The sequence below is a fragment of the Bacillus sp. FSL R7-0685 genome (genome assembly GCF_038002425.1).
In the GTDB taxonomy this organism is placed as follows: Bacteria; Bacillota; Bacilli; order Bacillales; family Bacillaceae; genus Bacillus; species Bacillus subtilis.
On the sequence record NZ_JBBOCN010000001.1, the window covers coordinates 1,102,211 to 1,118,207 of the forward strand.

The window sequence follows — 15,997 nt, forward strand, 5'->3', positions numbered from 1 at the left end:
TATTTTTGTTGATAAAGAAATTATGAATTATTTTCTATAAGCGATTCACTTTTCTTATGACCTTGTGTTCGAGCTTTTCTATTGTGTAAGTCAGAGATAAACCCGCTGTCAGCAGACACACGGCAAGAGCGTAAAAAATCACTTCTCCGCCAAATGATGTCAGGATCAGCCCGCCTGCCAGCGGTCCGATTGAGCGGGATATATCCCAATGCAGACCATAGACAGCATAAAACCGGCCCAGCAAATGAGGCGGCGCCAATTTCGATATGAAGGTCTGGATGTGGGTTAGCCCGATGCTTTCGCCAACCGTCATCACCGCTGCCGTCACTAAAAGCATTGTCAGAGAGGTTGAGCATGCAAAGCCGGCTGCCGCAAGGGAGTAGCAAATATAAGTAATGAAGAGGATCGTTTTCATTGAAAGCTTTTCGGTCCCTTTGACAAGAGGTACTTGGAGAACACAGCTGAATAAAGCTTTTGCTGCTGAATAGATGGTCAGCATGGACAGATAATCAGAAAACATGTTTTTGCTGAACAGCCTGTATGTTGTTTCTGTTTGTGCATATAACATGCTGATGGGGAGAGAAAGCAGCAAAAGAAGCAGGACAGGCCTGTATATCATAAAGCTCGCGGATATTTTCGGGGTAACAGCTGGGTGCAGCGGCTTTGTCTCAGGCAGTTTCAGTGCAGCGATCAGAAAGTAGATAAACAATGCCGCAGCATCTAATGCGAATATCCACACGGGGTTATGATTGTACAGAAGCATCCCCACTAGCGGCCCTGCCGTCAGACCCGCCGAATAGATCGCATTGATGATCGCAAACACTTCCGAACGTCTGCTTTCCGGCGTGCTTTCAGCGATTTGGGCGCGGGAAGCGGGAATGTACAACGATCTTCCAATGCCATTCATGACATAGAGAATAGCGAAAACATACGCATGCTCAGCAAATACAAACCCTGTCATTGCCGCTGATTGAAGAAGCAATGCGGTCAAAATCGCTGTGCGCCGCCCAATCCGGTCCGCCGCCTTTCCTGCAGCGAGCGTCAGGAAAATATCAGCAAATGGCTGAAGGCTGATGATCAGCATTGGTATCATGATACTGCCGTTTAATTGTTCATGCAGATACAGCACCATAAAAGGTCCCATCATTGCACCTGTCAGGCTTGTCAGCAATTCGCCGAAAAAGCGGAGCCGAACGGGAGCGGTATATCTCGATTTTATAGAGTGAAAACTGGTCAACATGTGATCGCCGCCTTTCGCTGTTTGATATAGTAGTAGTGTATAGAAGGGGCGGCGGCCCAAAAAGTGAAGAAAAGAAGAGATAAAAGTTCCCCTTTTGTCGGGAGGTGCGGGGATTGAAGCTGATAGAGCACTACGTGGCGCTTGTAAAAACAGGCTGCGCCGAGTATGGGCAAATGAACGAAATGACGCTTACTGAGATTGCCGACTGTTTATTTTGTACAGAAAGAAATGCAAAGCTCATTTTACATAAGCTGGAGAACAGCAATTGGATTATCCGGGAAAGCGGGGCGGGGCGCGGCCGCAAATCTAAAATCGCGTTTCTTCGGATGCCTGAGGAACTGCTTCTTCAAACTGCAAAGGAATATACCATGTCAGGAAAGCTTAAAAAGGCAAAGGAGCTGCTTCAGCAGTATCAGTCCGTGTTTCCAGGGCTTCAAAACGAATATAACATGTGGCTTTCAGAGGTGTTCGGATTTGTGACGGAGACGGGCGAGAATGGGACGAAGGATGTTCTGCGGCTGTTCATCGCGCCTGAATCTGTCAGCAGTTTGGATCCATGCCAAATATTTTTGCGGTCTGAGGGCCATTTCGTCAAACAGATATTTGATACACTCTTGACGTTTGATTCGGATATACAGGAGCCGAAGCCTCATTTGGTTCATGGATGGGAAGAGGTCGGAAAAAAATGGAGATTTTTTCTTCGAAAAGGTGTGTCATTTCATAATGGACAGCCGCTGACATCGCGGGACGTTGCGTTTACGTTTCAACGCTTTTTGGAACTGGGTGACAACCCGTATAAATGGCTTCTGCACGGAGTGAAACAAGTCTTAGAAAAGGGCCCTTATTGTGTGGAGCTCATACTCGATAAGCCGAATGCGCTTTTGCCGTATGCTCTTTGTGATGAACGGCTGTCCATACTTCCGGCAGAACAGGGCGGCGGGAAAGATGGAACAGGGCCTTTTCAGGTGAATCAGCAACACAGCGGGATGCTTGTGCTTGAAGCCAATGAGCGCTACTTCAAGGGACGCCCCTATTTGGATCGCGTTGAGTTTGTTTTTTCTGAGCAAGCCGGAGAGATGAACGGTTTTACCATTCAAGAAAAACAAACATGCCCTGAGCAGCAAACTGTTTTTGATGAGCGGCATGTTCAGTATTTGTCGCTCAATCTGAAAAAGAAGGGGCCTCTGCAGCACCGAAGCTTTAGAAAAGCGCTCCGGCTGCTGATTTCCTCTGAACGGCTCGTTCGTGAAGCGGGAGGGCACCGAAGAATCCCGGTTACGTCCTTTTTGCATCCGAGTCCTTTTGAGTGGGAGGGCGTTTCGCCATCTGAATTGTTGAAGAAAAGCGGATACGAGGGCGAAACAATCGTGCTTTATACCTTTTCGGAAACGGATCATCGTGAGGACGCCGAATGGATTCAAAATATTTGCGCCCAGCACGGTATCAGGCTTACACTTCAATTCTGTGATGCTGCTGATCTGCGACGGCCGGAAATCGTGCATGGCGGATATCATTCATGACAGTGCGACGTTTTATCAAGACAGCGAGTTTGGTTTTCTGCATTTGCTGCTGTCGGAGAACAGTTTCTTGTATCAGCATCTATCTGAAAAGCTGACACAGATATGCTCAGGAATGACAGAGCAGATGTTTTCCATGCCTGACCGCTGTTCAAGAATCAACATCCTGCGTGACATTGACCGGCAGATGATACAGGAGCTGAATGCGATTCCGCTGTATCAAAATGTGCTCCAGGTGACATCAAGTAAAAATGTAAAAGGCCTGGTGCTTGATGAAGAGGGATGGATTGATTTGTACTCCGTATGGCTGTCCAAATAAAAAGAGGGTTCTTTTTTGAACCCTCTTTTTTAAACTGCCATGCTGCGGCATTGTTCAGCACAGGCGAAGCAGGCTTTCGCACATGCTTGGCAATGATCATGATCGTGCTTTCCGCATTCAGTGCCGCATGCTTCACAAATATCGGCGCAAAGTGCACAAATTTCTTTCATAAACGGGCTGTCCGTTTGCATGGCTTTGACCGCCAGCGCGCAAATATCCGCGCATTCCCTGTCAAGCCGGATGCATCCGCTGAGATGATGCTGCACGCTTTCTTCCAAGCATTTAGTGAAACAATGATTGCAAGCCTTCATACAATCGATGCAAGCCTCAATACAAGCTTCAGAATATTGCTCCATGGTTGATTCCCCCTGTATGACAGTATATGGTTTTATGTTTCCCGGCTGCATTTGAAAAAAACAGGGGAGTGTGTTTTTAGCTGAGGTGATATGTACATATACCCTGAACGGGTATATCTAACGTTCCATCAGATAGTATAGGAACCAGACAGCGTGATTTTGTTCATCACGTGCTGCGCGTGTAAAGACGCCTTTCGCTTTTAAGTTTGACGTTTCCTCGGCCGCACGCAAGTAAAAGTCGACGGTTTCTTGTTCATCTTTAAAAGCGGCGTCCAGTCCTCTTGTGAAATTGTCCGGGCATTCTTCCGTTTGTTTCGGCATGATGTGTTTGCCGGTAATTGAACCATACAGTGTGGAAAATTCACGGAGGTGGCGAATCTCGTCACGCCTGATTTCTTCAATCTGTTTTCTGACCTCATCGCTGTGGGCGAGTTCGGCAAGCTTGCGGTAGCATTGAATTGCACTGAATTCTCCGTTGATGGCCTTCTGCAAATTCCGAATCAAAACAGGATCTTCCCGGTATGGCACCGGATAGGGATAGTAGCTGTAATGCAAGGGGATTCAACTCCATTCTTAGGAATTGGGCTTCTGTAAAAGTATATGTTGGGCAGGGAGAGATGTGCGGAGATAATCAGCTTTTTATATGTGAAAAGGCCGTTTTTACCAATAGATCAGATTGGTCATTTTCGTCAACATTCGATAAAATATATAGAGATAAAAAGAGAGGGGTCTTCTAATTTGGGAGCAGAGTTTTTAGTAGGCAGGTCCGGGAGTGGAAAAACGAAGCTGATCATCGACAGCATTCAGGATGAATTGCGCCGGGCTCCATTCGGGAAGCCGATCATTTTTCTAGTCCCGGATCAAATGACGTTTTTAATGGAATACGAGCTTGCTAAAACGCCAGATATGGGCGGGATGATACGCGCTCAAGTGTTCAGTTTTTCACGATTGGCCTGGCGCATCCTCCAGCATACGGGAGGAATGAGCAGGCCGTTTCTGACGAGCACCGGCGTACAAATGCTCCTGCGGAAGCTCATAGAGGAGCATAAACAGGAGTTCAAAGTCTATCAAAAAGCGAGTGACAAAAGCGGGTTTACCGCACAGGTTGAGCGGATGCTGACAGAGTTTAAGCGCTATTGTCTGGAACCGGAGGATATCCGCCGGATGGCGGAAAGCGGAACGGCTTCCGAGTATCGCGGAGAACGTGTTTTATCTGAAAAGCTCCATGACTTATCAATTCTGTATCAGCAAATGGAAAAAAGCCTCGCAGATCAATATCTTCACTCTGAGGATTATTTGACATTGCTGGCAGAGCATATCCCGCTTGCGGAAGATATAAAAGGCGCCCATATCTATGTGGATGGCTTTTATCAGTTTACCCCGCAGGAATTCAGGGTGTTGGAGCAGCTTATGGTTCATGCGGAGCATATCACGTTTTCGCTCACAGCGGACAAGCCGTCATATGAGCGGGAGCCGCATGAACTGGAATTGTTCAGAATGACGGGGAAAACCTATTACCGCCTGCATCAGAAGGCGAAGGAACTGAATTTGGACATTACGTATAAAGAGCTGAGCGGGACTGAGCGGCATACAAAGACGCCGGAATTGGCGCATCTAGAGACACAGTATGAAGCGCGTCCGGCCGTTCCATACGTAGAAAAACAAGAAGCCCTTACTGTGATGCAGGCCGCAAACAGACGAGCTGAGCTGGAAGGAATTGCCCGGGAAATTCACGCCCTAGTCAGAGAGAAGGGATATCGCTATAAGGATGTAGCCATTCTTGTGCGCCAGCCGGAAGACTACAAGGATATGGTGAAGGAAGTTTTCGCAGATTACGAGATTCCTTATTTCATTGACGGAAAAGCATCTATGCTGAACCATCCGTTAATTGAATTTATCCGGTCAAGCCTTGATGTTCTGAAAGGGAATTGGCGTTATGAAGCGGTGTTTCGTTGCGTGAAAACCGAACTGCTATTCCCGCTCAATGAACCGAAGGCCAAAGTGAGAGAACAGGTCGATCAGCTCGAAAATTACTGTATCGCCTATGGTATTAAAGGCGACCGCTGGACAAAGGGCGATCGGTTCCAATACAGGCGTTTTGTGTCATTGGATGATGATTTTGCGCAGACTGATCAGGAAATCGAAATGGAAAACATGTTGAATGACACCCGCGATTGGATTGTTCCGCCGCTTTTTCAGCTTCAAAAACGCATGAAAAAAGCGAAGACGGTTCAAGAGAAGGCGGAGGCGCTCTATCGTTATTTAGAAGAGACGGATGTGCCGCTGAAGCTGGATCAGGAAAGGCAGCGTGCTGAGGATGACGGCAGAATCATTGAAGCGCAGCAGCATCAGCAGGCGTGGGACGCAGTCATTCAGCTGCTTGAGGAGTTTGTTGAAATGATGGGAGATGATGAGATTTCTCTTGATTTGTTTCAGCAAATGATAGAAGCCGGCGCGGAGTCGCTTACGTTTTCTCTCATTCCGCCTGCGCTTGACCAGGTGTTTGTCGGCAATATGGATTTATCCAGAATATATGGCACCTCTTGCACCTTTGTGCTGGGGGCAAATGACGGCGTTCTGCCTGCGCGCCCTGATGAAAACGGGGTCCTGTCGGATGATGACCGGGAATGGCTGAAAACGATTGGGGTTGAGCTATCCTCAGGCGGACGGGAGCGTTTGCTTGATGAGCACTTCCTCATCTACATGGCGTTTTCAAGTCCGTCTGACCGGCTTTACGTATCGTATCCGATTGCTGATGCGGAAGGAAAAACGCTTTTGCCGTCGATGATCGTTAAGCGGCTGGAAGAACTGTTTCCGCATCATATGGAGCGCCTGTTAACAAATGAACCTGAACAGGTCAGCGATGAGGAACAGCTGATGTATGTTGTGAATAAAAGCGTGGCACAGTCCTTTACCGCGAGCCAGCTCAGGTTATGGACTCGGGAATACGACATCAGCGACGTCTGGTGGAGCACGTACAATGTGCTGATGAGTGAGCAGGACAGGCTGCAATCGAAAAAGCTGTTCTCAAGCCTGTTTTTCCGGAATGAAGTGAAGCAGCTTGAACGCAGCGTGTCGAGACAGCTCTATGGTGAACGCATTCAGGGCAGTGTATCGAGAATGGAAACCTTTAACGCGTGTCCGTTTTCCCATTTTGCGTCACACGGGCTGCATCTGAAGGAACGGCAATTCTTCAAGCTTGAAGCACCGGATATCGGCCAGCTGTTTCATTCCAGCTTAAAGCTGATTTCTGACAGGCTGCGTGAGCAAAAGCTGGATTGGCGCGATTTAACGAAGGAGCAGTGCGAGCTGTTTTCCTATGATGCGGTAGAGCGGCTGGCACCGAAACTGCAAAAGGAAATTCTGCTCAGCTCAAACCGGCATTATTATGTGAAGGAAAAACTGCAAAAAATTGTGACACGTGTGTCCGGCATTTTAAGCGAGCATGCGAAAGCGAGCGGATTCGTACCGATCGGGCTTGAACTAGGCTTTGGAGGAAAAGGGCCGCTTCCGCCGCTGACCTTTCAACTGAAAAACGGCTGTACGATGGAACTCGTCGGGCGAATTGACCGTGTTGATAAGGCTGAAAGCTCAAAAGGCCTGTTCCTCAGGGTTGTCGATTATAAATCAAGCGACAAAGGCCTTGACTTAGCGGAAGTATATTACGGATTGGCACTGCAAATGCTGACGTACCTTGATTTATCGATTACACATTCAGCTGACTGGCTCGGGATGAGGGCGACGCCTGCCGGAGTGCTGTATTTCCATATTCATGACCCGATGATTCAATCTAATCTCCCGCTTGGGCTTGACGAGATTGAACAGGAGATCTTTAAGAAATTTAAAATGAAGGGCTTGCTCCTCGGTGATCAGGAAGTGGTTCGCCTCATGGATACAACCCTTCAAGAGGGACGGTCAAATATCATAAACGCCGGCTTGAAAAAAGACGGATCTCTTAGATCAGACTCGGCAGCAGTCGGTGAAAAGGAATTTGATCTTTTGACAAAGCATGTGCGCCGCACCTTCCAGGAAGCGGGCGAACAAATCACCGACGGGCGCGTATCCATTGAGCCGTACAAAATGAAGAACAAGACGCCGTGCACATACTGTGCGTTCAAATCAGTATGCCAATTTGATGAATCACTGGAAGAAAACGAGTATCGCCCATTAAAGGCTGAAAAGGACAAGACAATACTTGAGTGGATAAAAAAGGAGGCGGATGGCAATGAACATTCCTAAACCGGCAGACAGCACATGGACAGATGACCAATGGAATGCCATTGTTTCAACCGGCCAGGATATTCTTGTGGCAGCGGCTGCGGGCTCTGGTAAAACCGCTGTGCTCGTTGAACGAATGATTCGGAAAATCACCGCGGAGGAAAACCCAATAGATGTAGACCGTCTTCTCGTTGTGACATTTACAAACGCCTCAGCGGCAGAGATGAAGCACCGAATCGCAGAAGCCTTGGAAAAAGAGCTTGTACAGCGCCCCGGCTCGCTGCATATTAGACGCCAGCTGTCTCTTTTAAACCGGGCCAGCATTTCGACGCTCCATTCCTTTTGCCTGCAAGTGCTGAAGAAATATTACTACTTGATCGATCTTGATCCGGGCTTTCGGATAGCTGATCAGACGGAAGGCGAGCTGCTCGGGGATGAAGTGCTTGACGAGCTGTTTGAAGACGAATACGCAAAGGGTGAAAAGGCGTTTTTTGAGCTTGTTGATCGCTATACGACAGACCGGCATGATCTGGATCTGCAATTTCTCGTTAAACAGGTGTACGAGTATTCCCGATCCCATCCCAACCCCGAGGCGTGGCTGGAAAGTTTTGTTCATTTGTATGATGTATCAGAAAAGAGCGCCATCGAGGAGCTGCCGTTTTATCAATATGTCAAAGAAGATATTGCAATGGTGCTTAACGGGGCGAAGGAAAAGCTCTTGCGCGCGCTTGAGCTGACGAAAGCGCCGGGCGGCCCGGCGCCGCGTGCTGACAATTTTCTTGATGATCTTGCGCAGATTGATGAACTGATTCAGCATCAGGACGATTTCAGTGAACTATATAAGCGGGTGCCCGCCGTCTCTTTTAAGCGTGCCAAAGCAGTAAAAGGGGATGAGTTCGATCCAGCGCTCCTTGATGAGGCGACAGATTTGAGAAACGGCGCAAAAAAACTGCTTGAAAAGCTCAAAACCGACTACTTCACGCGAAGTCCTGAACAGCACTTGAAAAGCCTAGCCGAGATGAAGCCTGTCATTGAAACGCTCGTACAGCTTGTCATCAGCTATGGAAAACGATTCGAAGCTGCGAAACAGGAAAAATCAATCATCGATTTTTCTGATTTGGAGCATTACTGTTTAGCGATTTTGACAGCTGAGAATGACAAAGGTGAATGTGAGCCGAGCGAGGCTGCAAGGTTTTATCAGGAACAGTTTCATGAGGTGCTCGTTGACGAATATCAGGATACCAACCTCGTGCAGGAATCGATTCTGCAGCTCGTCACAAGCGGGCCGGAGGAGACTGGCAACCTGTTTATGGTAGGAGATGTCAAACAGTCGATTTATCGATTCAGGCTTGCGGAGCCGCTTCTTTTCCTTTCTAAATACAAACGGTTTACAGAGAGCGGAGAAGGCACGGGGCGGAAAATCGATTTAAATAAAAATTTCCGAAGCCGGGCTGATATTTTAGACAGCACAAACTTTTTATTTAAACAGCTGATGGGCGGCAAAATCGGTGAGGTCGATTATGACGAGCAGGCCGAGCTGAAGCTTGGTGCAGCGTATCCGGACAATGACGAGACGGAAACAGAGCTGCTGCTGATCGACAACGCAGAAGATACGGATGCAAGCGAGGAAGCAGAAGAGCTTGAAACGGTGCAGTTCGAGGCCAAAGCCATCGCTAAGGAAATTCGCAAGCTGATTTCATCGCCATTTAAGGTGTATGACGGAAAAACGAAAACACATCGCAATATTCAATACCGGGATATCGTGATTTTGCTCCGCTCCATGCCTTGGGCTCCGCAAATCATGGAGGAGCTGAGAGCACAGGGCATACCGGTTTACGCCAATTTAACGTCAGGCTATTTTGAAGCGGTCGAAGTCGCCGTCGCGCTTTCTGTGCTGAAAGTGATCGATAATCCGTATCAGGATATACCGCTTGCCTCTGTGCTGCGCTCACCGATTGTCGGAGCAGATGAAAACGAGCTGTCTTTGATCCGGCTTGAAAATAAAAAAGCGCCGTACTATGAGGCGATGAAAGACTACCTGGCTGCTGGTGACCGGAACGATGAGCTTTATCAAAAGCTAAATACGTTTTACGGACATCTGCAAAAATGGCGCGCGTTTTCGAAAAACCACTCAGTATCTGAGCTGATTTGGGAAGTGTACCGCGACACCAAATATATGGATTATGTCGGCGGCATGCCGGGCGGAAAACAGCGCCAGGCCAATTTGCGTGTTCTTTATGACAGGGCGCGTCAATATGAATCAACGGCATTTCGCGGCTTGTTCCGTTTCCTGCGGTTTATCGAACGCATGCAGGAGCGGGGCGATGATCTTGGTACGGCGAGAGCGCTCAGCGAGCAGGAGGATGTTGTCCGCTTAATGACGATCCACAGCAGCAAAGGGCTCGAATTTCCAGTCGTGTTTGCAGCAGGTCTCGGCCGGAATTTCAACATGATGGATTTGAACAAATCGTACCTGCTGGATAAGGAGCTCGGATTTGGCACGAAGTATATTCATCCGCAATTACGCATCAGCTATCCGACACTTCCGCTCATTGCGATGAAGAAAAAAATGCGCAGGGAGCTGCTGTCAGAGGAATTGCGTGTTCTTTATGTTGCATTAACGAGAGCGAAGGAAAAGCTGTTTCTGATTGGCTCATGTAAGGATCATCAGAAACAGCTTGCAAAATGGCAGGCATCCGCGTCCCAAACTGATTGGCTTCTGCCAGAATTTGACCGCTATCAGGCGAAAACGTATCTAGATTTCATCGGGCCGGCTCTTGCCAGGCACAGAGACTTGGAGGATTTGGGTGGTGTGCCAGCACACGCTGACATCTCAGATCACCCGGCTCGTTTTGCCGTTCAAATGATCCATTCCTATGATTTGCTTGATGATGATCTGGAAGAAAGAATGGAAGAAAAAAGCGAGCGCCTAGAAGCGATCCGCCGAGGTGAACCAGTTCCCGGCTCGTTTGCGTTTGATGAAAAAGCCCGCGAGCAGCTGAGCTGGACATACCCGCATCACGAGGTGACGCAAATTCGGACAAAGCAATCGGTTTCTGAGATCAAAAGAAAAAGAGAGTACGAGGATGAATACAGCGGCAGGGCCCCTGTAAAGCCGGCTGATGGAAGCATTCTGTACAGACGTCCCGCTTTTATGATGAAAAAAGGCCTGACAGCGGCAGAGAAAGGGACTGCCATGCATACGGTTATGCAGCATATCCCGCTGTCACATGTGCCGTCGATAGAAGAAGCTGAGCAGACGGTTCACAGGCTTTATGAAAAAGAGCTTCTCACTGAAGAACAAAAAGACGCTATTGATATAGAAGAAATCGTGCAATTTTTCCATACAGAAATCGGCGGACAGCTGATCGGCGCAAAGTGGAAGGACCGGGAAATACCATTCAGCTTAGCGCTTCCGGCCAAGGAGATCTATCCTGATGCACAGGAGGCAGATGAGCCGCTTTTAGTGCAGGGTATCATTGACTGTCTCTATGAAACTGAGGACGGATTATATCTATTGGATTATAAGTCGGACCGGATTGAGGGCAAATTCCAGCATGGATTTGAAGGAGCGGCCCCGATCTTGAAGAAACGATATGAAACGCAAATTCAGCTGTACACGAAGGCAGTGGAGCAAATTGCAAAAACAAAGGTAAAGGGATGTGCGCTTTATTTCTTTGACGGGGGGCACATTCTCACATTATAGCGAGATCCATAAGCTCCGGGATTTGTGGCGGAGCGGATCTCGTTTTCTATATAAAAGAGAGGTGAAAGCATTTGCGGATTTTACATACAGCTGACTGGCATCTTGGAAAAACGCTTGAAGGAAGAAGCAGGCTGAGTGAGCAGGCCGATGTGCTGGATGAATTGAATACGATTGTAAAGGATGAGCAGATCGATGCCATTGTAATGGCGGGGGATGCATTTGACACCGTAAACCCGCCAGCTTTAGCCGAGCAGCTGTTTTATGAAAGCCTGTCTGCGCTTAGCGACAGAGGAAAGCGCCCGATCGTCGTCATTGCCGGAAACCACGATAATCCTGACCGTTTGTCCGCCGCTTCACCGCTGACACATGAAAACGGCATTCATTTAATCGGTTATCCGACAACAGAGCCGATTCATATTGAAGTGCCTTCAGCAGGAGAGCTTTTGGCGGTTGGAGCACTGGCGTACCCATCTGAAGCGCGGTTAAATGAAGTGCTATCCGATACGTTTGATGAAAAGCTGCTCCGTGATCACTATGATGTGAAAATCAGGCAGGCGTTTGAGCATATGACAAGCCGGTTCCGGACCGATGCAGTGAAGATTGCCGCCAGCCATATTTATGTGGCAGGCGGAAACCAAACCGATTCAGAGCGGCCGATTGAAGTCGGCGGTGCATACACGGTGGCTGCTGAAAGCCTGCCGGCAGATGCCGCTTACGTTGCGCTCGGCCATTTGCATCGCCCGCAAACGATCAAGCGGGCGCGGACGCTTGCGCGTTATTCAGGATCTCCGCTCGCCTACAGCTTTTCTGAAGCGGGCTACGCTAAATCAGTGACGATTGTGGACGCAAAGCCTGGGGAAGAGGCCAGTTGGCAAGAGGTGTTATTATCAAGCGGCAAGCCACTTGTGAAGTGGAAAGCGGCAAATGGATTAAGTGAGGTGTACAGCTGGCTGGATGAAGGCAGAGATCAGAATGCTTGGATTGACTTGGAAATCCGTGTCGCGGACCAGCTGTCACTTGAAGAGATTCACAGGCTGCGGAAGGCGCACCCGGGCTTTATCCATATCAGGCCGGTTTTTGAAGAACAGAACAAAGACCGGAAACGGATCGAGGTTAAACATGTCTCAATCGAGGACCGCTTTAAGAAATTTTATGAAAAACAAACTGGCGGTGCGGTGCCGGATGAAGAAATGGTGAAGCTGTTTTTAGAGCTTGCATCAGGCGTTGAAGAGGAGGATGCGAAATGAAGCCGATCGCCTTAAGCATTAAGGGGCTCCACAGCTTTAGAGAGGAGCAGACGATAGATTTTGAAGGCCTTTCCGGTGCCGGTGTTTTCGGCATTTTCGGCCCGACAGGAAGCGGTAAATCCTCTATTCTCGACGCAATGACGCTTGCTTTATACGGAAAGGTGGAACGGGCGGCGAATAATACGCACGGTATCTTAAACCAGGCGGAAGATACGCTGTCTGTTTCCTTTACCTTTGCGCTTCAGACGAATCACCAAATCTCATACAAAGTCGAGCGTGTGTTTAAGAGAACGGATGAAATGAAGGTAAAAACGGCACTTTGCCGCTTCATCGAAATCAAGGACGAGCATACGGTGCTGGCTGATAAAGCCAGCGAAGTGAATAAAAGAGTTGAGGAGCTCTTAGGGCTGACGATCGACGATTTTACGAGAGCGGTGGTGCTGCCCCAAGGGAAATTTGCTGAATTTCTGTCTTTAAAAGGGGCAGAGCGCAGGCATATGCTTCAGCGTTTATTTAATTTGGAGCAATATGGAGACAGGCTTGTGAAAAAGCTGAGACGGCAGGCGCAGGAAGCCAATGCGAGAAAAAATGAAATGCTTGCTGAACAGTCCGGTCTCGGTGAGGCGAGCTCAGAGGCAGTGGAGCAGGCTGAAAAGGCTCTCGAACAAGCTGAAGCCCGGCTGGAAGCGATGAGGAAGAACCGTGATCAGGCGAAGGAGCGGTTTACAGAGCATCAGGAGATATGGAATGTCCAAAAGGAAAAATCCGCTTATGAAGAAGAGGAAAAACGTCTCGCAGAAGAACAGTCGCATATAGACAGCATGCAAAAACGCCTGCTGGAAGCAGAAACAGCAGCAGCCCTTAAGCCCTATGCGGACCGGTACGCAGAAGCGATCCAGCATGAGGAGCAAGCTGAAAAGGAACAAACGCTAGCCCAAAAGGATTTAGCAGACCGGACAGCTTTCTTTCAGCAAAAACATGAAGAGTATGAAGCGTGGCGCCAGCATAAAAGCGAGAAAGAGCCTGAGCTTTTAGCCAAACAGGAACAGCTTTCACGCTTGCAGGAAATCGAAATCAAACTGAGTGAGGCCAAGCAAGAGGAAGAGCGCAAAAAGGCTGACCTCCGGCAGAAAGAAGAGGCTCTTCAATCTGTCATGAATGAATTGGAGACCGTAACAGACCGCCTGACACGAGGGCAAAACAGACAGACAGAATTGAAACAGCAGCTCAAATCCCTGCAGGTGACATCCAATGAGCGAAAAAGCTGCCATCAGGCTGCAGAAATGGCATTGCGCATCAGACAAACCGAGGAGCAAATCAAAAAAGAGAAAAAACGAAGTGAAGAATTGAACCTCGTGCTGCAGAAGATGAATGAAGAGAAGAATACACTCGTTCAAAAGACGGAAGCGGAAGAAAACAACATCATTCAGGCATATGAGGCTGTACAAACTGTGTACCATTTGGTGTGCGAAACGGAACGCTCATTAACACATATGACGGAAGAGGCTAGAAAGAGTCAACACACGCTTCACTTACAGCGTGAAAAAGCAAGGGTGGCACTGCTGACAAAAGAGTTAGCCCAAAAGCTGACTGCCGGAAAGCCTTGCCCGGTATGCGGTTCAACCGATCATGATCCATCTGCCTCAGTACATGAAACGTATGAAGCCGACAGCCATCTTGAAGAGGACATCAAACGGACAGATGTGTTATTGACGGAAGCTGCAGCTCTCAGCCAGGAGATTCTTTCAGCCAAAATTACGCTTGAAGAACAGTCCGCGCGCTTTATTGAACAGTGTCCGTTTTTGCAGACAATTCAAGCACAGAACCTTGAAGCGGCAGCTTCCTTCGAACATCAGCCGGTGTATGAAGCATTTGAAACTGCCAAATTCGAATGGAAACGAATCAAGCAGGACATTCTTTCTGTTAAGACACGAATGGCACAAATGATCGGCGCCTATCAGGAATCTTTAAAAAAGGCCGAGCAGCTTAATGAAAAAATCGGTTTTGAAAAAAGAGAAGCTGACCGTATTGAAAGCATCATCAGCGAGCTTCAATCCTCAATGGACGGCAGTCTGAACATGTTTAAAGAAGCATTTCAGAATCAATCTGTGGACGAAGCAGAAAAATGGCAGCAAGCCATTGAAGAAAAGGACCGGGCTGCAGAAGAATGTGAAAAACGAATTGAGAAGAGTATCACGTTTCTTGCTGAGCATGAAGCACAAAAGGAAAAACTGCGGGAATCGGGACACCGGCTTGAGCGGGAAAAGCTGGAGCTTCATTATGCGGCTGAACGCATCAAGAGCGTGATAGCTGATTATGAGCACGAACTCGGAGATTATGCAAAAGGAGATTCGATTCAAATCAAACTCCGCTCTGTCCAGCAGGATCTAAAGCTGTTAAAGGAAAAAGAACAATCTTTATATGAAGAACTGCAAAGCGCCCAAATGAAGCTCAACCAGGCGAAAAGCCGCGCTTCGGCAAGCGAGCTCACTCTTCAAGAGGCGAAGGGCAGATTGGAAAAAGCAAAAGCTGCTTGGCTTGAGCATACAAAAAACACCTCCATTACCCGGACTGAGGAGGTTGAACAAAGTCTCATCCCAGCTGATGAACTTGAAAAGATGAAAACCGGCATAGACCAGTTTATGGATAAACTGAAGCAAAATGCTGCAAACTTAAAACGAGTAGCAGAGATACTTGCCGGCAGAGCATTATCAGAGAGCGAATGGACCGAAACCGTTGCAGCATTACAAAAAGCTGAGGACGCATTTGGCGCTGCTATAGAGGAAAAAGGCGCGGCAGCAAAAGCACTGGCTGTCATTCGCGACCATCATAAACGGTTTAATGAAATTGAAGCTGAACTGAAAAAATGGCAGACGCATATCGACAGGCTGGACAAGCTGCAAGCTGTGTTTAAAGGCAATACCTTCGTCGAATTTTTAGCTGAGGAGCAGCTTGAAAGCGTTGCGAGGGACGCTTCAGCAAGACTCAGTATGCTGACAAGACAGCGCTATGCCATCGAAGTAGATTCAGAAGGCGGCTTCGTGATGCGGGATGATGCGAATGGAGGCGTAAGACGCCCGGTTTCCAGTTTGTCTGGAGGAGAGACCTTCCTCACCTCGCTTTCACTTGCTCTTGCGCTGTCTGCGCAGATTCAGCTTCGCGGGGAATACCCGCTTCAGTTCTTTTTCTTAGATGAAGGCTTCGGCACACTGGATCAAGATCTGCTTGATACGGTTGTAACGGCCTTGGAAAAACTTCAGTCAGACAATCTGGCTGTCGGTGTCATCAGCCATGTGCAGGAACTGCGTGCACGGCTTCCGAAAAAGCTGATCGTCCATCCGGCTGAACCGAGCGGCCGCGGTACGCGGGTATCACTTGAGTTGATGTAAGGGAG

General features: G+C 48.3%; 7 protein-coding genes and 1 pseudogene. 5 read left to right on the forward strand and 3 right to left on the reverse strand.

Annotated elements, in window-relative coordinates:
* Nucleotides 1–34: 34 nt before the first annotated feature.
* Nucleotides 35–1,240, reverse strand: coding sequence for an MDR family MFS transporter (locus MKY50_RS05770; protein ID WP_341116297.1), 1,206 nt, complete (start codon nucleotides 1,238–1,240; stop codon nucleotides 35–37).
* A gap of 113 nt (nucleotides 1,241–1,353) precedes the next feature.
* Between MKY50_RS05770 and MKY50_RS05775 the strand changes: the two are divergent.
* Nucleotides 1,354–3,076, forward strand: a pseudogene (locus tag MKY50_RS05775) (ABC transporter substrate-binding protein).
* A 29-nt stretch (nucleotides 3,077–3,105) separates the two neighbouring features.
* On the opposite strand, the gene MKY50_RS05780 reads toward MKY50_RS05775, so the two are convergent.
* Entirely contained in the window at nucleotides 3,106–3,432 is a 327-nt protein-coding gene (locus tag MKY50_RS05780) for a four-helix bundle copper-binding protein (protein WP_080529151.1), read from the reverse strand.
* A 117-nt stretch (nucleotides 3,433–3,549) separates the two neighbouring features.
* Nucleotides 3,550–3,987, reverse strand: a complete 438-nt coding sequence (locus MKY50_RS05785; RefSeq protein WP_003245806.1) for a ferritin family protein — start codon at nucleotides 3,985–3,987, stop codon at nucleotides 3,550–3,552.
* A gap of 183 nt (nucleotides 3,988–4,170) precedes the next feature.
* Here MKY50_RS05785 and addB point away from each other — a divergent pair, with 183 nt between their 5' ends.
* The 4 genes from addB (at nucleotide 4,171) to sbcC (ending at nucleotide 15,992) form a co-directional block, all read left to right on the forward strand.
* Nucleotides 4,171–7,671 carry a helicase-exonuclease AddAB subunit AddB gene (gene addB, locus MKY50_RS05790; RefSeq protein WP_341116298.1) on the forward strand — a complete coding sequence of 1,167 codons (3,501 nt, stop codon included), beginning with the start codon at nucleotides 4,171–4,173 and terminating at the stop codon, nucleotides 7,669–7,671.
* Nucleotides 7,658–11,356, forward strand: a complete 3,699-nt coding sequence (gene addA / locus MKY50_RS05795; RefSeq protein ID WP_341116300.1) for a helicase-exonuclease AddAB subunit AddA — start codon at nucleotides 7,658–7,660, stop codon at nucleotides 11,354–11,356. Before addB ends, addA begins: the two co-directional genes overlap by 14 nt.
* A 71-nt stretch (nucleotides 11,357–11,427) precedes the next feature.
* Nucleotides 11,428–12,603: an exonuclease subunit SbcD gene (gene sbcD, locus MKY50_RS05800; protein WP_167408037.1), complete on the forward strand. Its 1,176-nt coding sequence runs from the start codon at nucleotides 11,428–11,430 to the stop codon at nucleotides 12,601–12,603.
* A complete protein-coding gene (gene sbcC / locus MKY50_RS05805) occupies nucleotides 12,600–15,992 on the forward strand; it encodes an exonuclease subunit SbcC (protein ID WP_341116302.1) in 3,393 nt (1,130 codons plus the stop codon). Before sbcD ends, sbcC begins: the two co-directional genes overlap by 4 nt.
* Nucleotides 15,993–15,997 lie beyond the last annotated feature (5 nt).

Excerpts from the sequence above, each read along its gene's own strand:
- MKY50_RS05770 (WP_341116297.1), bottom strand. The coding sequence starts at position 1,240 with ATGTTGACCAGTTTTCACTCTATAAAATCGAGATATACCGCTCCCGTT.
- MKY50_RS05780 (WP_080529151.1), bottom strand. The coding sequence starts at position 3,432 with ATGGAGCAATATTCTGAAGCTTGTATTGAGGCTTGCATCGATTGTATG.
- addA (WP_341116300.1), top strand. The coding sequence starts at position 7,658 with ATGAACATTCCTAAACCGGCAGACAGCACATGGACAGATGACCAATGG.
- sbcC (WP_341116302.1), top strand. The coding sequence starts at position 12,600 with ATGAAGCCGATCGCCTTAAGCATTAAGGGGCTCCACAGCTTTAGAGAG.